The 21,802-nt window shown below is 63.1% G+C and carries 20 protein-coding genes and 2 pseudogenes; 16 read left to right on the top strand and 6 right to left on the bottom strand.

Annotated elements, in window-relative coordinates; all coding sequences use genetic code 11:
• Positions 1-480 precede the first annotated feature (480 nt).
• Positions 481-978, top strand: a complete 498-nt coding sequence (locus LIX93_RS14820; protein ID WP_226504806.1) for an MgtC/SapB family protein — start codon at positions 481-483, stop codon at positions 976-978.
• A gap of 56 nt (positions 979-1,034) precedes the next feature.
• On the opposite strand, the pseudogene LIX93_RS14815 reads toward LIX93_RS14820, so the two are convergent.
• The 3 genes and pseudogenes from LIX93_RS14815 to LIX93_RS14805 form a co-directional block, all read right to left on the bottom strand.
• A pseudogene (locus LIX93_RS14815) lies at positions 1,035-1,457 on the bottom strand (glyoxalase); the annotation flags it as partial.
• Between the two features lie 60 nt (positions 1,458-1,517).
• A complete protein-coding gene (locus LIX93_RS14810; RefSeq protein ID WP_226504805.1) occupies positions 1,518-2,375 on the bottom strand; it encodes a transporter substrate-binding domain-containing protein in 858 nt (285 codons plus the stop codon).
• Positions 2,376-2,469: 94 nt separating this feature from the next.
• Complete coding sequence (locus LIX93_RS14805; protein WP_226504804.1) at positions 2,470-3,258, bottom strand: 2OG-Fe(II) oxygenase; 789 nt, start codon at positions 3,256-3,258, stop codon at positions 2,470-2,472.
• Positions 3,259-3,364: 106 nt separating this feature from the next.
• Between LIX93_RS14805 and LIX93_RS14800 the strand changes: the two genes are divergently transcribed.
• Positions 3,365-4,288, top strand: a complete 924-nt coding sequence (locus tag LIX93_RS14800; protein ID WP_226504803.1) for a LysR substrate-binding domain-containing protein — start codon at positions 3,365-3,367, stop codon at positions 4,286-4,288.
• A 55-nt stretch (positions 4,289-4,343) separates the two neighbouring features.
• A pseudogene (locus LIX93_RS14795) lies at positions 4,344-4,472 on the top strand (LysR family transcriptional regulator); the annotation flags it as partial.
• Here the strand turns inward: LIX93_RS14795 and LIX93_RS14790 are convergent.
• Positions 4,461-5,174 (bottom strand): NUDIX hydrolase, encoded by a 714-nt coding sequence (locus LIX93_RS14790; protein WP_226504802.1) that lies wholly within the window; start codon positions 5,172-5,174, stop codon positions 4,461-4,463. The pseudogene LIX93_RS14795 and the gene LIX93_RS14790 overlap by 12 nt on opposite strands.
• Before the next feature lie 166 nt (positions 5,175-5,340).
• Between LIX93_RS14790 and LIX93_RS14785 the strand changes: the two genes are divergently transcribed.
• From LIX93_RS14785 to nadE, 3 genes are read left to right on the top strand one after another with little or no spacing between them, the layout of a single operon-like run.
• A complete protein-coding gene (locus LIX93_RS14785) occupies positions 5,341-5,988 on the top strand; it encodes a nicotinamidase (protein WP_226504801.1) in 648 nt (215 codons plus the stop codon).
• Between the two features lie 7 nt (positions 5,989-5,995).
• Complete coding sequence (pncB, locus tag LIX93_RS14780; protein ID WP_226504800.1) at positions 5,996-7,225, top strand: nicotinate phosphoribosyltransferase; 1,230 nt, start codon at positions 5,996-5,998, stop codon at positions 7,223-7,225.
• Positions 7,225-8,061, top strand: a complete 837-nt coding sequence (gene nadE, locus LIX93_RS14775) for an ammonia-dependent NAD(+) synthetase (RefSeq protein ID WP_226504799.1) — start codon at positions 7,225-7,227, stop codon at positions 8,059-8,061. The genes pncB and nadE overlap by 1 nt, the downstream gene beginning before the upstream one ends.
• A gap of 39 nt (positions 8,062-8,100) precedes the next feature.
• Here the strand turns inward: nadE and LIX93_RS14770 are convergent, their stop codons facing one another.
• Positions 8,101-9,117, bottom strand: a complete 1,017-nt coding sequence (locus tag LIX93_RS14770) for a substrate-binding domain-containing protein (RefSeq protein WP_226504798.1) — start codon at positions 9,115-9,117, stop codon at positions 8,101-8,103.
• A gap of 325 nt (positions 9,118-9,442) precedes the next feature.
• Here LIX93_RS14770 and LIX93_RS14765 point away from each other — a divergent pair, with 325 nt between their 5' ends.
• The 9 genes from LIX93_RS14765 (at position 9,443) to LIX93_RS14725 (ending at position 20,960) form a co-directional block, all read left to right on the top strand.
• Complete coding sequence (locus LIX93_RS14765; RefSeq protein WP_226504797.1) at positions 9,443-11,116, top strand: ABC transporter substrate-binding protein; 1,674 nt, start codon at positions 9,443-9,445, stop codon at positions 11,114-11,116.
• 165 nt (positions 11,117-11,281) lie between these two features.
• The gene (locus tag LIX93_RS14760; protein ID WP_226504796.1) at positions 11,282-12,235 is read left to right on the top strand and encodes an ABC transporter permease; all 954 of its coding nucleotides are present in this window, start codon (positions 11,282-11,284) and stop codon (positions 12,233-12,235) included.
• A gap of 2 nt (positions 12,236-12,237) precedes the next feature.
• Positions 12,238-13,131 (top strand): ABC transporter permease, encoded by an 894-nt coding sequence (locus LIX93_RS14755; protein ID WP_226504795.1) that lies wholly within the window; start codon positions 12,238-12,240, stop codon positions 13,129-13,131.
• Between the two features lie 2 nt (positions 13,132-13,133).
• Positions 13,134-14,192, top strand: coding sequence for an oligopeptide/dipeptide ABC transporter ATP-binding protein (locus tag LIX93_RS14750; RefSeq protein WP_226504794.1), 1,059 nt, complete (start codon positions 13,134-13,136; stop codon positions 14,190-14,192).
• A gap of 11 nt (positions 14,193-14,203) precedes the next feature.
• Complete coding sequence (locus LIX93_RS14745; protein WP_346015223.1) at positions 14,204-15,196, top strand: ABC transporter ATP-binding protein; 993 nt, start codon at positions 14,204-14,206, stop codon at positions 15,194-15,196.
• Complete coding sequence (locus LIX93_RS14740; protein WP_226504792.1) at positions 15,193-16,365, top strand: amidase; 1,173 nt, start codon at positions 15,193-15,195, stop codon at positions 16,363-16,365. The genes LIX93_RS14745 and LIX93_RS14740 overlap by 4 nt, the downstream gene beginning before the upstream one ends.
• 134 nt (positions 16,366-16,499) lie before the next feature.
• Entirely contained in the window at positions 16,500-17,765 is a 1,266-nt protein-coding gene (locus LIX93_RS14735; protein WP_226504791.1) for a Zn-dependent hydrolase, read from the top strand.
• A gap of 430 nt (positions 17,766-18,195) precedes the next feature.
• Positions 18,196-19,239, top strand: coding sequence for an extracellular solute-binding protein (locus tag LIX93_RS14730; protein WP_226504790.1), 1,044 nt, complete (start codon positions 18,196-18,198; stop codon positions 19,237-19,239).
• Positions 19,236-20,960, top strand: coding sequence for a GGDEF domain-containing protein (locus LIX93_RS14725; protein ID WP_226504789.1), 1,725 nt, complete (start codon positions 19,236-19,238; stop codon positions 20,958-20,960). The genes LIX93_RS14730 and LIX93_RS14725 overlap by 4 nt, the downstream gene beginning before the upstream one ends.
• A 60-nt stretch (positions 20,961-21,020) precedes the next feature.
• Here the strand turns inward: LIX93_RS14725 and LIX93_RS14720 are convergent, their stop codons facing one another.
• The gene (locus LIX93_RS14720) at positions 21,021-21,326 is read right to left on the bottom strand and encodes a hypothetical protein (RefSeq protein WP_226504788.1); all 306 of its coding nucleotides are present in this window, start codon (positions 21,324-21,326) and stop codon (positions 21,021-21,023) included.
• Between the two features lie 65 nt (positions 21,327-21,391).
• Here LIX93_RS14720 and LIX93_RS14715 point away from each other — a divergent pair, with 65 nt between their 5' ends.
• Complete coding sequence (locus LIX93_RS14715; RefSeq protein WP_226504787.1) at positions 21,392-21,793, top strand: VOC family protein; 402 nt, start codon at positions 21,392-21,394, stop codon at positions 21,791-21,793.
• The last annotated feature ends 9 nt before the right edge of the window (positions 21,794-21,802 follow it).

Here is a 21,802-nt window from a genome sequence, read left to right as displayed (position 1 = left end):
CCTCCACGCGGCCTGCTGGAGGGGCGCGCCGCACAGGCCCGCAGCAAAGGACCAGCCAAGATTTTGGGAGCGTCCTAAAGCTTTTTTGAAGCAACGGCACTGATGTCACTGTTCTGCTTTCGAGTCGGCCTTGGGGTCGCGGCCCCCTTCCAGCAGGCCGCGTTTCGACGCACTGACGAGGGGATCGCCGGTATGGATGCCGGCTAAGCCCCGTTGGGCCACGGAAGGCCCATCGGGGCGTGCCCCTCGTCAGTGCGTCGAAGCGCGGGAACCCCGAGCGTCAGCGAGGGGCCAATGGCGGGGGCAGCGACCCCAAGGCCGGCTCGAAAGCAGAACCCCCACGACCACAACTGTCTCGGTAACCTGACGCCCACAGCACGACGTCGACGGTGCGGATATTCAGGGACACAGGACGCAGGCCCTGCACTTGCACCCCTCGTCGCGGTCTCAAGGTTCAGATCCAACAACCAAGGTAAACCCATGAATGCATGGTGGCAGGAAGTCTGTGACACGCTGGTGCTCGAGTTCGCCGATATCACCGACGCTTCGCAATTGACGCGGGTGACCATCCGCTTATTGATGGCGGCGGTACTGGGCGGCATTCTGGGCTTCGAGCGCGAGTCCCAAGGCAAATCGGCGGGAGTGCGCACGCATATGCTGGTGTCGCTGGGTGCGGCGCTGTTCGTGTTGGTACCCAGCCTTGGTGGCGCCGAGCAGGACGCCATGAGCCGTGTGGTTCAGGGCGTGGTGGCCGGTATCGGCTTCCTGGGGGCTGGCACGATACTCAAGAACAGCACCCGGGACCCCCAACGCGTCAAAGGCCTCACGACTGCGGCGGGCCTTTGGATGACCGCCGCGATTGGTGTAGCCACCGGCATGGGCAAGGAAGCCACGGCATTGCTGAGCACCTTGTTGGCACTGCTGGTGCTCAGCGTGATGCCGTGGCTCCTGAGTCGCTTCGAGAGTGAGCCGCGTTGAGGTTTGGCACCCCTGGCGCTGGGTGCCGCGGCACAGGGCTGCGCCCGCCTGGCGATCTGCTCCGGCTTGCCCCACGGCATCCATTTCTCCCGATGCTCGAACAGGAAGCACTGCGAAGTATCAGCGCTCGAAGGCTCGGTGCGCGGCGCCCAGCTGTCGTCGTGCAGATCCATGTCGGCGTCGTACTCCACGTGGCAACCCAGCGGGCTGTTGAAGTACCAGAACCAGTTTGAACCCAACTGATGGCGGACTAGCCCCCAGAACGACTCGTAGTACTTTTCCACGAACCGGGTGCCGGGCAGCATCACCTCCGTCGGCCCGGCCATGTGGAAGGTGAAGTGCTCGATGCCCTTCATGAACGGCGGAGTCTGAATGAAGAATAAGGTGTGGTGATCCAGTGTGCCGGCCGGGCGCAGGAAGGGGTCTGTGCCGATGAAACGGTCGGTGCAGACGAAGCCCAGGCGCGTGTAGAACGCCTCGGCCCCGGACCAACAATGCGCCCCGACTTGAAGGCCAGGGGGCACAAGCGTGAGCTTCGATCAGGGCCGAATATCCGCCTTGAACCATTTCTGCGACAGCCGTTGCACCGTGCCATCTGCCAGCGCCGCGGTCAGTGCCTGATTGAATTTCTCGCGCAGGTCGTCATCGCTTTTGCGAAACGCCAAGGCCTCGCCTGGGCCCCAGATCTGCCCGCCGATCTTCGGCCCGACCATGTGCACGGCCTTGTTGTCCGGGTTTTCCAGCGCGGAGGCGAAGAAAGTCACGTCGTCGAAGGCCAGGTCGATGCGCCCGGCACTGAGGTCCATCATGTGCTCGCCGGACTTCTTGTATTCGCGAATGGTGGCGATGTCGTTGAAGTTCTTTTCCACGAATTCGGTGTAGGCGGTCCCGGACTGGATGCCCAGCACCTTGCCCTTGACCAATGCCTTGAGGGTGTCGATGACGGCTTTGTCCGCCGTTGCATCACCGCTGAGCTTGAGCACGTCGGTGCTGGGCATGGAGGCGATGATCTTCGGATCGGCACTGGCGAACACGCCTTGAGTGTTGGCATAGGGGTGGGAGAAGGCGACCACTTGGGCGCGGTCCGGAGTGATCACGATGGCATCCATCAGCACATCGAACTTGCCGGCGTTCAAGGCGGCGATCATCCCGTCCCAATCCTGCGCCTGCAGTTGGCAATCGAGCTTGAGCCGGGTGCACAAGTCCTGGAGCAGTTCGGGTTCGAACCCGGAAATCTCGCCACTCGGCAGGGTAGTGTTCCAGGGTTCATAGGCCCCTTCGGTGGCGACCCGAACGGTGCTCCAGTCCTTGGCCAAGGTAAAACCCGAGAACATCACGCTGGCGCTGAGGGCGGCGCAGGCGAGGATTTTACTGGTGACGCGGTAGGTGTGACCCATGAAGTTCCCCAACGATTGGATTAAAGGTGGCAGGGTCGAGCTAAGGGCGAAGCACAGGATCCTTTTTATTGTGGTTGACGCGTTATGTGTGGGTTCAGGACGCCCGACCGTAGAAGCCGATCTGCTCTTCGGCGGTGAACATCACCCCCGGTTTTTCGTAGTAGGAAAACACCGCCACCATGCGTTCACGCTGGCCGCGCACGGGGGTGACCCGGTGCGCGGTATTTTTGCCGCGGAACACATTCAGGGTGCCGGCTTGTAGTTGCAGCGACTGCACCTTTGGATCGTGCCCCTCGAGCAACTGCGCGACGCCTGCGTAGTTGGGGTCGTCGTTGCTGCGCAAGTCACTGCGGTACTGGAATTCCCCGCCTTGGTCGGGTGCCTGCAGGAGCAGGGTAGTAGTGAATTCCGAGCGGTCGAAGTGCCAGTTCAGGGTTTCGCCCTGGCGATAGCTCATCACGTTGACCCGCGCCAAAGGGTCGGTCATGACGTGCAGCGCGGTTTTTTCCATGACCGCGGCCAAGAAGGCGACCAGCCCGGGATATTCGTATACGGCGGTGACCAAGGTGTCTTGCAACTGATCGGCGCACAGGGTGTGGCTGACGGTCTCGACACTGCGAAGGGCAGGGTGGTCGGCAGGCAGCTCGGGAATCTGCGGCTTGAAGTAGATGTTGTGCGAGCGCTTGTGGGTATGGGACTGGCTGGCCATGATCGGCTGAATCTGCGCTGCGGCCCGTTGCACCTGTTCGGCGAGCACGAAGCCTTCGAGGCTGAACATGCCGTCGCGTTGCAGATCCTCACGTGCCCTATGGACCAAAGCGGTCCATTCTTCAGTCCCCTCCCGGTCCAGCGGGTAACGTTGCAGATCGATGACGTTGTTCATTGCGTCGGCTCCAATGGTTGAGCCTTCAAGCTAACCCGCAAAAAACTTCGCATCAATGCTACAAATTGTTAGGCTCCCTACAGTAAAACTTAGGGAGGCTTTTTTCTTGAAACGACTACCGCCGCTCAATGCCGTCAGGACTTTCGAAGTGGCCGCCCGCCTGGGCAGCTTCGCCATGGCCGGCCGGGAGCTGGGCGTATCGGCGGCAGCGGTCAGCCAGCAGGTGCGTCATCTGGAGGAGTATTTTGGCAAGAAGCTGTTCATGCGCAACGGTAATCGCCTGTCGCTGACCGACGCCGGCCTGGCGATCTATCCGCAGACTTCGCGCGCGCTGGACGAAATCGCGACCATGACCACGCGCATTCTCGAGGGTGAGATGCGCACGCGGCTGATCGTCAGCGTGCCGTTCTCCTTGGCCGAGGGCTGGCTGGCGCCCAAGCTGGCCAGCCTGCTGGAGATCTACCCGCAGTTGTCGGTTGACGTGCGGGTGGAAGATGATCCGGTCGACCTGGCGCGGCATGACGTGGATATCCGCGTCAGCTACGGCGATTATCACTACCCGTCGTTGACCGCCATTGCGCTATTCCATGATCAGGTAGTGCCGCTCTGTGCGCCGGAACTCTGGTATCGCCATGGCAATCCGACGTTCGATCTGTCCCAAGTGCACGAAAGTCTGTTCATCCATACGCAGTGGGGGCCCAATTACGCGTCGCATCCGACTTGGAGCGAGTGGTATGCCCAGCAAGTTGGACAGCCAGCGCCGGACCCGGCGCAGGGGCGCAGATCGGGGTTGTCGAGCCTGTCGATTACCTTGGCGCGGCTGGGCTGCGGGATTGCCTTGGGGCAGAAACTGTTGGCGCAGGCGGATCTCGAAGCGGGGCGGCTGTTGGCGTTGTCGGCTGCTTCGTTGCCGTTGGGGCATGCCTATTGCGCTTTCGTCCCGGCGGATAAGCGCAAGCGTGCGAATGTACAGCGGTTTATCGAGCTGCTGGGTGGGGAGACCCTGGGTAGTACGGGCTCGTCCCGCTGATTCACACGTGCGCTAGCGTATGGGGACTGGTCCAGTGCCCTTCAGCAGCGCGTTGTTGCCGTTGTGCGTCGCGTTTCCACCGAATCGCCCTATCAGCAGCAAGGTGCGGGTGTTTATCGAGTGGGTTACCGAGTTGATGGCTGAGCAAGCGCCGGTCGCGGGGCATCCGGGTTCAGGCGAATGAACGATCAAAATAGAACACCTCTCCCGGCCGCCGATTCTCCACCGTGGCCTGCGCCTTGATCCCCTCGCCGGATTTCTTGCGCCCGGTCTCAGCGATAAACCCCTCATCCACCAGCTTCAACAACCGCTGGCGAATGCTGGTCTTGAGCACCGGCCGCCCCAGTACCACCGAATACACCGTCGTCGCCTCCGGCGCACTGAATTCCTGCCCCAGAAACAGCAACGGCAAGCTGGTGTACAGCGACTTCGAATACAACCGCTCGCGAACCTTGTCGACCAGCTCGTTGTGATCGAAAGGCAGGCGCGTCTCGCGGCTTTCCAGGGACTTGAGCGACACAAATTTCTGCTCGTCGCTCAAGGCGGCTGGCTGGGCCAGAATCGCCAGATAGATGGTCGAGGACGACCAGCAGCGCGGATCTCGGTAGGCATCGCCGACGGTGGCGACCTGCTCGATATAGTCGAGTGCCAGGCCGATCTTGCTCGATGCCACCAGGCGCTGCACGCCTTCGTCCATGGTCACATCGCGCACACTGCCGTTGAGCACCAGCCCCGGCAGCGCCCAGCTGTCAGCGAAGGGGGCTTGCTGGCGGCGGTTGAGCAATACCTGGATGGCCTGGGTCTTGCGGCAATAATGCAGCACGACCATGTCGATGGTGTGCAGGTAGTCCATTCTCTTGCCGTGTTCGAGTGCGGTCTGGGGCATGTCGAGAATTCTCCTTTGGGGTAAAAGTACATGACGGATACCATGTATGCAATTCGAAAGCCTCCTTGCTACACCTTTGGCAGAGTAATTTTAATTGTTTTTTGACGAGTGTTGATATAACGGTACATCACGTGTACTTTGTAGTCAGGCAACGGAGGAACACGATATGACTCTAAGCAAACGCACCACCGCGTCATTCGATGTCGATGCGCAGAAGTCCTTCACCCCGCTGTGCCCTGACGAGCTGCCGGTGGCAGGTGGCGAGCAGATCGGCAGCGAGCTGAACTTCATGGCTCGTTTCGCCAGCCTACGGGTCGGCAGCAAGGACGCCCACGCCAGCAATCCCGCCTGGCTCGTGACCGGCCACGAGAACATGCTCCAGCCCACCGGCCTCAAGCATGCCGACCTCACCTGGGTCAGCCACTGCGTACCGGGCACCGAAGGCTTCACCCTGCTGGACGAATTACCCACTCCCTATGACTACGACTACTTCGTGTGGAAGGGCGTGGAGCCGGATCTGCATCCTTACGGCGCCTGCTACCACGATCTGGACAACAAGCTGTCCACGGGTGTCATCGAGTTCCTCAAGGCCAAGGACATCGAACGCGTGATCGTTGGCGGTTTGGCTTTGGACTTTTGCGTCAAGACCACGGCCCTGCAACTGGCCTCAGCGGGGTTTGCGGTGCTGCTGTACTTGCCTGCCTGCCGCGGTATCAGTGAACAGGGTGGCATCGACGCGCTGGCGGCGATGCAGCAAGCAGGGATTCAGGTCATCAGCGATCAACCGGCGTTGATCGCGGCCACTCAGGAGTAACGGCATCATGGAAAGCGCATACAACGAACAACCACGGATCATCAACAGCCTGCTGGACAACGACTTCTACAAGTTCTCGATGATGCAGGCCGTGCTGCACCAATTGCCGAACGTCGAGGTCGAGTACAAGTTCATCGTTCGCTCCAGGGAAGACTTGACGCATCTGATTCCGGACCTGCGCGAGCAGCTCGAAAGTCTGGTCAGCCTCGAGATGCGCGATGACGAGCTGCGGTTCTTGTTCGATGCGCGCTTTCGTGAATACCTGACGCCTGATTTTCAGCGCTTTCTGGGGCTGTTCCGCTTCAAGTTCAGCTACGTGCACATCGGTGTCGAGGACGGCCAGTTAGCCATCCGCGTGCGCGGCCCGATGCTGCACTGCATCCTGTTCGAAATGCCGATCCTGGCCACCGTCAGCGAGCTGCGCAATCGCCATCGCTACCCGGATGCGACCTTGAGCCAAGTGCGCGATCGGCTCTATCAGAAGTTCGAATGGCTGGAGAAAAACGCCTCCAAAGAGGAGCTGTCGCAGTTGCGGGTGTCTGACTTCTCCACCCGCCGGCGTTTGTCGTTCGCCGCTCAGCGTGAAGTGGTCAGCGTGATGCAGCGCGACTTCCCCGGGGTGTTCGTCGGCACCTCCAACGCGCAGTTGGCCTATGAATTCAACCTGCCGCTGATCGGCACCATGGCCCACGAATGGCTAATGGTCCACCAGCAGCTGACGCGCCTCGATCAGAGCCAGAGCATGGCCCTGGAACGCTGGGTACAGGAGTACCGCGGGCGCCTGGGCATCGCGTTGACCGATTGCATCTCGACGGACTTTTTCCTCAAGACCTTCGACCTCTACTTCGCCAAACTTTATGACGGCTTGCGCCAGGATTCGGGTGATCCGTGCGTGTGGGCCGACAAGGTCATCGCCCGTTACGAGGCGCTGCGCATCGACCCCAGGAGCAAGGAATTGATGTTCTCCGACAGCCTGAATTTCGAGAAGGCGCTGAATATTTTCCGCCACGTCGGTGGCCGCGCCCGCGCGGGTTTCGGCATCGGCACCAATCTGGCCTGCGACGTCGAAGGCGTCGAGCCGCTGAGCATCGTCATGAAGCTGGTCAAGGTGCACGGCCAGCCGGTAGTGAAGTTCTCCGACGATCCGATCAAGAACGTCTGCGAAGACCCAAGCTTTTTGCGCTACGCCGCCAGCGTGTTCGGCGTCGACACCGTCAACGACCAGGGAGCCAAGTGATGAACATTCAAACCCGTCTGCAAGCCGACATCCAGGCCGCACTGGGTATCGATCCAAGCATCATCGATACCGCCACTGCCCGCACCGAGATCACCCGCCGAGTCGAATTCATCAAGGGCGTGCTGCTCGACTCCGGCGCCAAGGCGTTGGTGCTGGGCATCAGCGGCGGGGTCGATTCATCGACGGCGGGGCGCCTGTGCCAGTTGGCGGTCGAGCAGTTGCGCGGCGAGGGGCACGCGGTCAAGTTCGTCGCGGTGCGCCTGCCCTACAAGACCCAGGCCGACGAGCAGGATGCGCAGCTGGCGCTGCAGTTCATCCAGGCCGACGCGGTAACCACCGTCAATATTGCCGACGCAGTGGATGGCCTGATGGCCAATATCCACCTCGACGGCCTGCAGCCGAGCGCCGAGCTCACCGACTTCGCCAAGGGCAACGTCAAGGCCCGCAGCCGGATGCTGGCGCAATACGCCATCGCCAACTTCGTCGGCGCCTTGGTGGTCGGCACTGACCACGGTGCGGAAGCGGTGATGGGCTTTTTCACCAAGTTCGGCGATGGCGCCTGTGACCTGGCGCCGCTGTCGGGGCTGACTAAAGGCCAGGTACGGCTGTTGGCCGAGACCTTGGGCGCGCCCGCGCAACTAGTCGGCAAGCCGCCCACGGCGGACCTTGAAGAGCTAGTGCCGGGCAAGCTGGACGAGGTGGCCTACGGCTGCACCTACGCTGACATCGACAACTATCTGCTAGGCAATCCGCTGCCAGCGGGGGCGGTGGCGATCATCGAAGCGGCGTATCTCAAGACGGCGCACAAACGGGCGTTGCCGATCGTGCCTGAATGAAGGTCGAGTGACGGGCGGCGGCGAGGAGGCCGCCGAGCCTCAGGGCGAACACACACTACTGTCCCGCACAATCAACGCCGCCGGAAACCGATGTGACTGCACCGGCTCACCCTTGATGCGCATGAGCAGGGTTTCCACCGCGCGCATTCCCTGCGCGTGCATGCTGGTGCTGATGCTGGTCAGTTGCAGGTGGGCTGCCAGGGGCGTGTCGTTGTAGCCGACCACGGCGATGTCGCGGGCGGCCACCAGGCCGCGATGGCGCATCGCGCCGAACAGACCGATCGCCAGAAAGTCGTTGACGGCGAAGATCGCCGTCGGTGGCTGTGGATGGGCGAGCAAGCGTTCGCCGATGCTGAACCCGGCCTCGGTGTCGAAGTGGCCGGGGATGATGCGCTCGGCGCCGATCTCTATGCCGCGTTCGCGGTAATACGCCACGAAACTTGCGGTGCGGTCCCGCGCGTTGCTGCTGTGCGGCTCGCCGGCGATCACGGCAACCCGGGTATGGCCTTGGGAGTACAGATGCTCGGCGGCCAGGCGGCCCCCCATTTCGTCGTCCGAGGTGACCGAGCAATGCTCGCCGCGGCGGCGGCTGACCAGCACGAAAGGCACCTGGCGCTCCTGCAGTTCTTCCAGAAAACCCGGCTCGGCCGTGCAATGCACATCGCTGATGATCAGGCCCGCGACATTGCGCGCCAGGGCGCGTTCGGCACGTTCGCGCTGGCGCTCCGGGAGGTCCAGCGTGTTGGCCACGAAGGTGGTATAGCGCTCGGCACCGGCGGCTTCGTCAATGCCTTCATAGATGGTCGCCAGGACGATATCCGACAGCCGCGGTACCAGCACGGCGATCTCGTGGCTGTGCCGGGTCTTGAGGGTGCGCGCATGGGTATTGGGCTGGTAATCGAGGCTGGCGGCCAGGGCGCGGATGCGCTCGATGGTCTCTTTGGACGCGGCCCGCCCGGCGTGGTCGAGGTTGCCGTTGAGCACGCGGGACACCGTCGACACATGGATGTCGAGTGCCTGGGCGATACCGCGAAGCGTGGCCGGGCGTTTGTTCATGAGGTGGGCCTGAGCGCAAGAAGCTGAGTGGGAGCATCGCATTTTCCGCCGCCATTTGCGCACGCTGGTGGGCGTCAAAGCATCATCTCGATGCGGCTGCGCCACTATGGAGCGCCGCGTACCAAAAGATTGCATGAAACATCACGCAACACTACCCAAACGTTTGGGTGGTTTTGCGGGATGATTTTTTAAAACACTTATCTATCTGAAAATAAGGCGAAAAAAGGCTGTGGTGAATATTTCGCCAGACCATCTGGTAAAAGTTGGTATGGCCATTGCCTTGGACCCTCCCAGCTCTCCTTACCTGACTGATGGGACATACGCCATGACGCACGCTTCAGCAACTCGCGCACGCCGCTTCACCCGCCTGGCACTGGCCTGCTCGATCGCCATCGGCGCCTTGTCGCCATTGGCCGCGATGGCCGAAAGCACTCTGCGTATCGCCATGACCGCGGCGGATATCCCATTGACCTACGGCCAGCCGGATCAAGGCTACGAGGGCAATCGTTTTACCGGTATCACGATGTTCGACTCCCTGGTGGAGTGGGACCTTTCCCAAGGCGAAAAACCCAGCACGCTGGTGCCGGGCCTCGCCACCGAATGGGCGGTCAAGCCCGACGACCACACCAAGTGGATCTTCAAGCTGCGCCCAGGAGTGAAGTTCCATGACGGCTCCGCGTTCAACGCCGATGCGGTGGTGTGGAACGTCAACAAGGTGCTCGACAAGCAAGCCGCGCAATATGCACCGGGGCAGATCGGTATGACCGTCTCGCGCATGCCGACCTTGCGCAGCGCGCACAAGATCGACGATCTCACGGTCGAGCTGACCACCAGCGAACCGGATGCGGTGCTGCCTTACAACCTCACCAACCTGTTCATGGCCTCGCCGACCGCCTGGCAGAAGGACTTCGACGCCGTGCCGGCGACCACCACCGATCCGGCCGAACGCTCGAAGCTCGCCTGGACTGCCTTCGCCGCCCACTCGGTGGGCACCGGCCCGTTCAAGATGGACCGCATGGTGCCGCGCCAGGAGCTGGTGCTGGACAAGAACCCCGGCTACTGGGACCCGAAACGCATCCCTCGGGTCGACCACGTGGTACTGATCCCGCTGCCTGAGGCCAACGCTCGCACCGCCGCGTTGCTGTCCGGCCAGGTCGACTGGATCGAAGCGCCGGCCCCCGATGCCATGGACCAGATCAAAAGCAAGGGCTTCAAGATCTACGCCAACGGCCAGCCGCACCTGTGGCCTTGGCAGTTCTCCTTCGCCCCCGGGTCGCCATGGCTGGACAAGCGCGTGCGCCAGGCCGCCAACCTGTGCCTGGATCGCAGCGAGCTGAAAGCCTATCTGGGCGGCTACATGCAGGAGGCCACGGGCATCTACGAGAAGGATTCGCCGTGGTACGGCAACCCTGAATTCAAGATCCACTATGACCAGGCGGCAGCGCAAAAACTCATGGCCGATGCGGGCTTCAGCAAGGACCATCCAGTCAAGGTCAAGGTCCTGACCTCGGCGTCCGGCTCCGGGCAAATGCAGCCGTTGCCGATGAACGAATACATCCAACAAAGCCTCAAGAGCTGCTATTTCGACGTCGACATCGCCGTCACCGAATGGAACACCCTGTTCAGCGGCTGGCGCCTGGGCGCCAAGGACCCTGCGGCCCAGGGCGCCAACGCGATCAACGTCAGCGCGGCGGTCATGGACCCGTACTTCGGCATGGTGCGCTTCTCCAGCGAGAAGGCTTTCCCGCCGGTCTCCAACAACTGGGGCTACTTCGCCTCGCCGCAGGTCGAGAAGCTGATCACCCAGGTGCGCAATTCCTTCGATCCGAAGGCATTGGATGAGGCCTCCGGCAAATTGCACGCGGCGATCGTCGATGAAGTGCCGTTTCTGTTCGTCGCTCACGACGTCGGTCCGCGAGCCATCTCGCCGAAAGTCACCGGTGTGGTGCAGCCGCAGAGCTGGTTTATCGATCTGACGCTGGTGTCCAAGCAGGACTAGAGAAGCCTGCTGGAGGAGGGGGGCTCTTTAGGGCCCTTTCGCGGGCAAACCTTGCTCCCACAAATGTACGACATTGGAACTGTTCGCTCTGTGGGAGCAAGGCTTGCCCGCGAAGAGGCCCGCCAGGCCACCGCAAAACCGTGAACGACCCCAAGAGGAAAGCCCATGCTTGCCTATATCTTTCGCCGCGTGCTGCTGGCGACCCCGATCCTGCTGGGCGTGGCGCTGGTGTGTTTCATGCTCGTGCACATGGCCCCCGGCGACCCGCTGGTGTCGGTGATGCCGCCGGATGCCTCCGAGGCCCTGCGCCAACAACTGGTAACGGCTTATGGCTTCGATAAACCCTTGCCCGTGCAATTCGGCCTGTGGATCTGGCACGCGCTGCATGGCGACCTGGGCATGTCCATCGCCAGTGGCCGGCCGGTCGCCAGCGAAGTACTCAACGCCGTCAGCTACTCCTTGCGCCTGGCGGTGCTGGCAACCCTGCTCGGCTTCGTCCTCGGCAGCCTGTTCGGCTTTGTCGGCGGGTACTTTCAGGACAGCTGGCTGGACAAGATCGCCTCGGCGTTCTCGGCCATCGGCGTCAGCGTGCCGCACTACTGGCTGGGCATGCTGATGGTCATCGTGTTCTCCTCCCAACTGGGCTGGCTGCCCGCCACCGGTGGCGGCCCCATGGGGCAATCGGCCTGGGCATGGGACTGGGCGCACCTGCAGTTCATGATCCTGCCGGCGATCACCTTGTCGGTGATCCCCACCGGCATCATCGCCCGCACCGTGCGCGCCCAGGTGGCGGAGATCCTCTCCCAGGAATTCATCATCGGCCTGCGCGCCAAGGGCCTTGGCGAATGGGGGCTGTTCCTGCATGTGGTGAAGAACGCCGCGCCCACCGCCATGGCGGTCATGGGCCTGCAGATCGGCTACCTCATGGGCGGTTCGATCCTGGTCGAGACCGTATTCGCCTGGCCCGGCACCGGGCTGCTGCTCAACTCGGCGATCTTCCAGCGTGACCTGCCGTTGCTGCAGGGCACGATCTGGGTGCTGGCCTTGTTTTTCGTCGCGCTCAATCTGCTGGTCGACATCCTGCAGACGCTGCTCGATCCACGTATCAAGAGGGGCTGAGCATGAACCTGTCGATGGTACGACCGGCCGCGCCGGTCATCGCAGCAGTCGAGAGTTCGCCAGGCTACTGGCGTGAAGTGTTCGGGCGCGTGCGCCGCGACCCGGTTGCCCTGGCGGTGGCCCTGGTGATCCTGGCGTTGCTGGTGCTGGCGGTATTGGGCCCGTGGATAGTGCCGGGTGATCCGTTCACCACCTCGATGTTCAAACGCCTCAAGCCGATCGGCACGCCAGGCTTCCCGCTGGGCACCGACGAGCTGGGCCGGGACTTGCTCTCGCGCCTGATGCTGGGCGCGCGGCTGTCGCTGTTCATGGGCATCACCCCGGTGATCTTCGCGTTCTTTATCGGCGGCGCCATCGGGGTGATCGCCGGCTACTTCGGTGGCTGGCTGAACAGCCTGATCATGCGCACCGTAGACGTGTTCTACGCGTTCCCGTCGGTGCTGCTGGCCATCGCCTTTTCCGGTGCCCTGGGGGCAGGGGTCAACAATGCGCTGATCTCCCTGACCCTGGTGTTCGTGCCGCAAGTGGCGCGGATCGCCGAGAGCGTTACCACCCAGGTGCGCAACCGCGATTACATCGAAGCGGCGCGGGCCTCGGGGGCGGGCGCCTTCACCATCATCCGTACTCAGGTGCTGGGCAACGTGCTGGGGCCGATCTTCGTGTTCACCACCGGGTTGATTTCGGTGTCGATGATCCTCGCGTCCGGCCTGTCGTTCCTCGGCCTTGGCGTGACCCCGCCAGAGCCGGAGTGGGGCTTGATGCTCAACACGCTGCGCACCGCGATCTACACCCAGCCGCTGGTGTCGGCGCTGCCGGGGGCGATGATCTTCATCACCTCGATCTCATTCAACGTGCTCGCCGACCGCTTGCGGGCGGCCATGGCGATCAGGAGCTGAGCATGAAGCAACGTGATATTGGCGGTCCGGCGCAACCCCTGTTGAAGGTGGAGAAACTGGTCAAGCATTTCTCTATAACAAAGAGCCTGGTGAAAGGTGGGTTAGGCAAAAAGAATGTGGTGCGCGCTGTCGATGGCATCGATTTCGTGGTGCACAAGGGCGAGACCCTCGGCGTGGTCGGCGAGTCCGGTTGCGGCAAGTCCACCACCGCGCGGCTGTTGATGCAGTTGATCGCCCACGACAGCGGCGAGCTGGTGTTCGATGCCATGCCGGTGGGCGGTCATCAACTGCCGCTGCGTGATTATCGGCGGCAGGTGCAGATGGTCTTTCAGGACAGCTACTCGTCGCTCAATCCGCGCATGACCATGGAGCAATCGGTGGCCTTCGGGCCTTCGGTGCATGGCGTCAGCCGCCGCGAATCCCTGGAGCGGGCGCGCGACTTGCTCGACCGTGTGGGCCTGGAGCCGGGGCGCTTCGCTGGCCGCTACGCCCACGAGCTGTCGGGTGGTCAGCGCCAGCGGGTCAATATCGCCCGCGCCCTGGCGGTGAACCCACGGCTGGTGATCCTTGATGAAGCGGTCTCGGCTCTCGACAAGTCCGTCGAAGCGCAAGTGCTTAACCTGCTTCAGGACCTCAAGGACAGTCTGCAACTGACCTACGTGTTCATCAGCCACGACCTGCACGTGGTGCGTTATCTGTCGGATCGGATCATGGTCATGTACCTGGGGGAAATCGTCGAAGTCGGGCCCGCCGAGTCGCTGTTTTCGGCGGCGCAGCATCCTTACACCCAGGCGTTGCTGACTTCGATGCCGTCCATGGACCCGAACCAGCGCACCTTGGTGTCGCCGCTCTCGGGCGATCCACCCAGCCCGATCGACCCACCTTCGGGCTGTCGTTTTCATACCCGTTGCCCGCACGCCGAAGCGATCTGCGGGCACACCGCGCCGACCCTGGCGGTTACCAGCGACAGCCATTACGCCGCGTGCCTGATGGTGCAGCCGGGGGCAGGGCACAGCCAGAGCCCGACGGCCGAGTTGATCTTTACAGGAGCCTTGGCATGAGCGAACAACCCATGGTCGCCGTGCGCGACCTCAAGGTGCGGTTCAAGCGCGGGGGGCAGACCTTGTCGGCCGTCAATGGCGTCAGCCTGGAGGTCGCCAAAGGCGAAGTGCTGGCGCTGATTGGCGAATCCGGCTCGGGCAAGAGCGTCACCTTGCGCGCCTTGATGCGTTTGCATTCCGAGCGCTCGACGCGCATCGAAGGGCAGATCGAGATCGCCGGCCGGGACCTTATGGCGTTATCCCGCAGCCAGTTGCAGGCCCTGCGCGGCCCGGTGGCGGCGATGATTTTCCAGGAGCCGCTGCTGGCGCTGGACCCGGTCTACACCATCGGCCAGCAGATCATCGAGGCATTGCGCCGCCATCTGCCATTGTCCAAGGCCGAGGCGCGCAGCCAGGCGCTGGCGGCGCTGCGGCGGGTGCGCATTCCCAGCCCGGAACAACGCCTGGACGCCTACCCGCACGAGATGTCCGGGGGCATGCGCCAGCGCGCGATGATCGCCTTGGCGCTGGCCTGTCAGCCGCAGATTCTGTTGGCGGACGAGCCGACCACGGCGCTGGACGCCACGGTGCAGATCCAGATTCTGATCCTGCTGCGCGAACTGCAGCAAGCGTTGGGGCTGTCGATCATTTTCGTGACTCACGACATCGGCGCCGCTGTTGAGGTGGCCGACCGCGTGGCCGTGATGTACGGCGGGCGCATCGTCGAACAGGCCAGGCTGGCCGAGTTGCTCGATAACCCGCGGCACCCCTATACCCAGGTGCTGCTGGGCACCCGGCCCAAGGACGGCCTGCGCAAGGGCGAGCGCATGATCAGCATCCCCGGCGCGCCCCCTGACCTTGCCAATCTGCCGGCCGGCTGCACCTTTGCCCCGCGTTGCCCGCAGGCCACCGATGTATGCCGCAGCACCGTGCCTGCCATCGAAACCGTTATCGCCGACCACCGCGTGAGCTGCCACCACTGGCAGCCGGTGCCTGTTCAACCCCTTTGCGAGTCCTTGTCATGACCGATTCCGCCTTTGCCTTCATGCCCTATCCCGTCGTCGCCGTGCCCCACGCGGCCAGCGGTCCGTTGGCCGGGTATACCTTTGCTGCCAAGGACCTGTTCGACGTGGCCGGCTACCCCACGGGCGGCGGCAATCCTCACGTGCTGGCCATGTCCGGGATCAAGACGCAGACCGCGCCGACCATCCAGCGCCTGCTCGATGCCGGCGCCGAACTGATCGGCAAGGCCCACACCAACGAAATGGCGTTCTCCATGAGCGGCAAGAACGCTCACTACGGCACGCCGCGCAATGGCGCCGCCCATGATCGAATTCCCGGCGGATCGTCGTCGGGCTCGGCCTCGGCGGTGTCCAACGGCTTGTGCGACTTTGCCATAGGCAGCGACACCGGCGGCTCGGTGCGCACGCCGGCGAGCTACTGCGGGCTGTTCGGCCTGCGCCCGAGTCATGGGCGCATCTCGCTGGCAAACACTCAGGCGCTGTGCGAGAGCATGGACACCGCCGGGTTTTTCACCCGCGATGCCAAGCTTTTCGGATTGGTGGGCGAGTGCCTGCTGGGCGAGGACTCGGCACCTCTGCCTGCGCAACCGCAGCTGTTGAGCAGTGACGAATTGTTCGGGATGCTACCGGCGGCTTCCATCGATGCCTTGGCCCCGGCATTGGCGCAGATCAGTGCCGTGGGTGGCCCGCTGCAAACACTCGACGGCGAACTACCGTCCCTGAAAGAAGCCTACTGGGCGTTCCGCTATATCCAGGGACGTGAGGCCTGGGAGGCGCAAGGCGAGTTCATCGAGCGCAACGGCCTGGCCCTCGGGCCTGACGTGGCCGCACGTTTCGCCTGGTCCAAGGCAGTGACCGATGAGCAGTACGACGGTGCCTGTGCGTTCCGTGAAACCTTCGCGGCGCGCTGGGACGCGCTGCTGGGCAATCGGGTGTTGGTGATGCCGACCGTGCCAGACATCGCGCCGCTGCTGAGCGCCAAGGATGAAGAGATCGAAGAAACCCGGCAGATCTCTCACCACTTGCTGGCCATCGCCGTGCTGTGCCGCATGCCGCAGTTGAACATGCCGCTGGTCAACAAGGACGGCGCGCCGCTGGGGATCTCGCTGATGGGGCCGCGGGGGAGTGATCTGAGTTTGGTCAAGCTGGCGGTGCGTATCGCTGGAATTTGAGGTGACCATGCGGGCGCCTTTGCGGGCAAGCCTTGCTCCCACCGGTGCAACGCTGGATCCGTTTGCACTGTGGGAGCAAGGCTTGCCCGCGAAGAGGCCGGCGACGACTGCACACCTGTCATTGGAGAACCATCATGAATAACCTGTCCACCGCCACCAGCCCCTTCAATACCAGCGCCCCCCTGATCAACACCCAGCGCCTGTGGCAGTCCCTGATGGACCTCGCCCAGCTCGGCGCTACGGTCAAGGGCGGCGTGTGCCGTCTGGCCCTGACCGATCTCGATCGTCAGGCCCGTGACCTGTTCGTGCAGTGGTGCACTGAAGCCGGCTGCGAGGTCAGCGTCGATGCCATCGGCAATATCTTCGCGCGCCGCCCCGGCAGTGACCCGCAACGCGCACCGGTGATGACCGGCAGCCACATTGACACGCAACCCACCGGGGGCAAGTTCGATGGCTGCTTTGGTGTGCTCGCTGGGCTGGAAGTGATCCGCACCCTCAACGACCTCGATCTCGACACCGCTGCGCCGATCGAAGTGGTGGTCTGGACCAACGAAGAGGGTTCGCGCTTCCCGCCGTGCATGATGGGCTCGGGCGTCTTCGCCGGTAAATTCGACCTCGCCGAGACCCTCGCCAAGCGCGACGAGCAAGGGCTGGGCGTCGGCGATGAGCTGCAGCGCATCGGCTATGCCGGCCCGCGGCCGGTTTTGGGCCATGCAGTGGGCGCCTACTTTGAAGCGCATATCGAGCAGGGCCCGATCCTCGAAGACCAGCGCAAGACCATCGGTGTGGTCATGGGCTGCCTGGGGCAGAAATGGTTCGACCTGACCCTGAGCGGCGTCGAGGCCCACGCCGGCCCGACGCCGATGTCGCTGCGCAAGGACGCCCTGGTCGGCGCCGCCCATGTGGTCACTGCGGTCAACCGCATCGCCAACGCCAGTCAGCCTCATGCCTGCGGCACCGTTGGCTGCCTGAACCTGCACCCTGGCTCGCGTAATGTGATCCCCGGCGAGGTGAAGATGACCATTGATTTTCGTCATCTGCACAGCGACAAGCTGCAGGCGATGGTCGATGAGTTGCGACAGGCCATCGATGAAACCTGCGCACAGAATGGCTTGACCTGTGTGCTGACGCCCACCGCCGACTTCCCGCCGCTGGACTTCGCCCCCGAGTGCGTCGATGCGGTGCGTGACGCTGCCGCGCAACTGGGTTTGAGCCATATGGATATCGTCAGCGGCGCCGGCCACGATGCGATCTTCATCGCCGAACTGGGCCCGGCCGGGATGATCTTCGTGCCCTGCGAGGGAGGCATCAGCCATAACGAAATCGAAAACGCCACCCCGGAGGATTTAGGCGCCGGGTGTGCGGTGTTGTTGCGGGCGATGGTCAGCGCGGCGGGGTAGAGGCCGCAGGCCTGATTGGATTTTGAATTGGCCGGAATCGGCAGCCATGAAGGCTCAGCACCAGAGGCTATACCCTCGGCCAGCCGTGCGAAGCGTAGGCGGGCGGCAGCTGGTATCTAAGATTTCTTCTCATTTGCACTGCTTACGCTTGGGACCTTTCCCAGCGGGTTTTCGGGCAGTTTCTCTCTATAGAGCAGGGCGCTTCAGGAGCTAGCGGACGGGGTGGTCCGGCGCATTTTCTCAAGGAAGCCCACCAATGGCGCGTCAAAGGGGCGGTCACGGTGGCGTACGCTCCCTGAAAAGTCGGGCTTGAGTAAAGTGCTGGGAGGAGCCGACCATCCGACCAAAGGTCCACCTCCAAATCACGATAATGAGCAGCGGCACATTGCCATCTGTATACTCGGCGCCATCGCATGCCCGAGCTCCGCCCATGCCCTACTTGCGTCCCCTCTGGTTGGCCCTATTGGTGTTCCTGACCGCTGCCCAGGCGCTGGCCGAAGAGCCGCGCACGCTGCGGGTCCTGACGTGGCCGGGATATGCCGACAGTGATGTGGTGCAGACCTTCGAGAAGCGCTACAAGGTCAAGGTCGAGATCACCCTGGTGGGCAGCGACGAGGCCTTGCGCAGCAAGATCGGCGAGAACAAAGGCGCCAACTTCGATGTGATCGCGGCCAATACCGCGGAAATCCACAACTATGCCGATCAGGGCCTGCTGCAGCCGCTGACGCCCTCGCGCGTGAGTAATACCGCTCAGCAACTGCCGCGGTTTCGCGACTACTCACGCATTCCCGATATCCGCGTCAACGGCAAGCTGTACGCGGTGCCGTATGTGTGGTCGGACATGGGCCTGATCTACGATCGCAAGCAGTTCAGTCAGCCGCCGGACTCCATCAACGCCATGTGGGACCCGCAATTCCAGGGCCGGGTCCTGGCGTTCAACACCAGCAATCATAATTTTTCCCTGGCCAGTCTGTCGCTGGGCGGCGATCCGTTCCAGATCAAGCCCGAGGACTTCCCCAAGGTGTCCGAGCGCCTGATTGCGCTGCGTCGCAACGTGCTGACGTTCTACACGCTGCCAGAGGAGGCCGCCGAGTTGTTTCGCAGCCATAAGGCGGCGTTGCTCTTCGCCAACTATGGCCGCCAGCAGCTCAAACAGCTGCAAGATGCGGGTGCGGATGTCGGCTACGTCATCCCCCGCGAAGGCGCGCTGGCCTGGCTCGACTGTTGGGCCATCAGCCGTGGTGCACAGGATCCGGCGTTGGCGAGCCTGTGGATCAACTACATGCTCGAGCCGCAGGTCAGCCGTTTGCTCAGCGAGCGCCAGGGGCTGGCCAACACCTTGCAGGACCCGGACGGCGCCAGTACCTCCGTTCACCTGATATGGCTGCGCCCGGTCGAAGACGACGCGCGCCGTGCCGCGCTCTGGCAGCGCATCGTCTCCGGTGAGCGACCGCCGCTGCTGGAGGTGCGATGAAGTTCGGTATCGCGTTCAAGCTCGGCTGCCTGATGGCGGTCTTCGGAGTGCTGCCGACGGTGCTCGCCGGCTATTCGATCTACAACAACTCACGAGAAGTGATGCTGCAGGCCGCCGAGCGCGATCTGCTGACCTCGGCGCAGGTGCTGGGGCGCAACCTGCACAGCAGCTTGCGCAACATTTCGCTGGACGCCACGGTGTTGAGCAATGGCCCGCACCTGGCGAGCCTGAGCAGTCTCGGCGATCCGCGCCAGCGTGCGACCGTGCAGGATGATCTGGCGGCGTCGTTCCGGGCGATGCTGCTCGCGCATCCGGACTACATGCAGATCCGCTTGATCAGCGCCACCGACCATGGCCTGGAATGGGTGCGAGAGGACCGTGACGGCCAGCGAATCGTCCGGGTCGAGGGCGCCGATCTGCAGGAAAAAGCCCACTATTCCTACGTGTTCGAGGCGCTGCGCCTGAAGCCAGGCGAGGTGCGCATCTCGCCGATCGTGATCAATCACGAGCAGGGCGCGCATTCCGGGCTGGACAAGCCGACGCTGCATGTCAGCACGCCGGTAGCAGACGCGGACGGCAAGATCTTCGCTCTGGTGGTGATCAACGTCGACCTCGACCAGTTGTTCACCCAGCTGCAAAGCGACCTGCCAAGCGAGTATCAGGTCTATCTGGCCAATCGTTGGGGCGACCTGCTGGTGCATCCGGATCATCGCCGCACGTTCGGGTTCGATCTGGGGCGGCGCCTGTTTTTGCAGGACGAGTTTCCCGACGTGAGCACGCTGCTGGGCGACACCAGTGCCCATAGCCTGATCAGCCGCAGCGTCGAGCAGCCTCGCGAGGATCGTCTGGTGGCCGCCTTTGTGCGGCTGTCCAACGACACCCGCAACTCCGAGCCATTCGTGGTGCTGGGCCTCGGCCAGCCCCAGGCCCACGTGCTGGCGCAGGCCTCACGGGCCGGCACCGCTATCGCCCGCATCGCGCTGTTCTTCAGCCTGCTGGCGTTGCTGGTAGCGTTTATCGTCTCGCGCGCGTTGATCCGCCCGCTGCGCAAGATGACTGACGCCGTCGAGCTGTTTTCTCGCGAGCGCAAGATCAGCACCCTGGCGCCGCGGCAGGATGAGCTAGGGGTGTTGGCGCGCAGTTTCCTGGCCATGAAGCAGGAAATCCTCAGTCAGCTTGAAGACCTCACCCGCAGCCGCGCTGCTTTTGAACATTTGGCCCGCCACGATCCGTTGACCCATCTGCCCAATCGCCGACGCTGCTTCGAGCTGCTCGACCAAGCGCTGTTGGCGGCACGGCGCAACGGCCAGAAAATGGCCCTGCTGTTCGTCGATCTGGATCATTTCAAGCAGTTGAACGATCAGTACGGCCACGCCTTCGGCGATCAGGTACTGGTGGCGGTGGCGCGGCTGCTGACCTCGGCCAGCGATGGCGTCGACAACGTGGCGCGCCTGGGCGGCGATGAATTCGTGATCTTCTTCGAGAACGTCCAGGACCCGCAGAAGATCGTCACCCTGTTGCAGCGCCTGCACCTTTGCCTGCAGTTGCCGTTGCTGATCGGTGGCCACAGCGTGAACATCCATGCCAGCATGGGCGTCAGCCTGTTCCCACGCGACGGTGATGACATCGGCACCTTGATGCAGCATGCCGATCACGCGATGTACAAGGCCAAGAGCGCGGGCAAAAATTGTTATTCGTTCGATAGGGTGGATGAGGCGTAGGGCGCTCAGTGTACAGGCCTGCTGCGGCCGTTCAGGCATTTCGCAAGCTTGTCGCTGCCGTCAGCGACCCACGACTTGCGGTTCCGGTATCGATGCGCTCGAAGGGCTGGCGCTGCGCACCACCCGAGGAAACAACCCCGCCGCCGCTACCCCGCACACTGCACACCCCAGCCACAACGTCCCCCAGCCCCAATGCGCCACCAGCGCAGATGCCACGATCGGTGTGCCGAACAGCACCAGAAACACTCCCGTGTTGCCCATCGCCAGAGCCGTGCCGGAGCGTTCGGCGCCGGCTTGGGTGGCCAGTTCCGCATAGCCCACACCATGCCGCCTGGAGCGCCTGGCGAAGATCGTTGGCGATGCCATTCGCTTGCACTTGGGATGATCCGGCAACCGTCTAGACTGCTGGTCATTCAGCATCGGGAGATACCATGTTCAGCCACATTCAGCTCGGTGCACGCGACCTGGGCGCCATGATCGCGTTTTATGCGGCGGTTCTGCCGCACCTGGGGCTGGTCCGAATGCCGGACGAAGACGACAGCGGGCCGCCAGGCGCCGGGTGGCACGCGCCTGGCAAACCCTGGCCGCAGTTCTACGTGCAGTTGCCCTTCAACGGTCTGCCAGCCTCGGCCGGCAATGGCACGCAGGTGAGCTTCGCCGCGTGCTCTCAGGAGCAGGTGCGCAAGGCGTGGGAAACGGCAATGGCCATGGGCGCGACGGACGAGGGCGGCCCAGGATTGCGGCCGCACTATGCCGCGGATTATTACGGCGCCTATTGCCGCGATCCGGAGGGCAACAAATTGTGTTTCGTCCATGCGCATGGGCTGGGGTAGCAGATCACC

It is taken from the genome of Pseudomonas sp. MWU16-30317 (assembly GCF_020515695.1).
Taxonomy (GTDB): Bacteria; Pseudomonadota; Gammaproteobacteria; order Pseudomonadales; family Pseudomonadaceae; genus Aquipseudomonas.
This window is presented reverse-complemented; position numbering and strand designations above follow the sequence as displayed.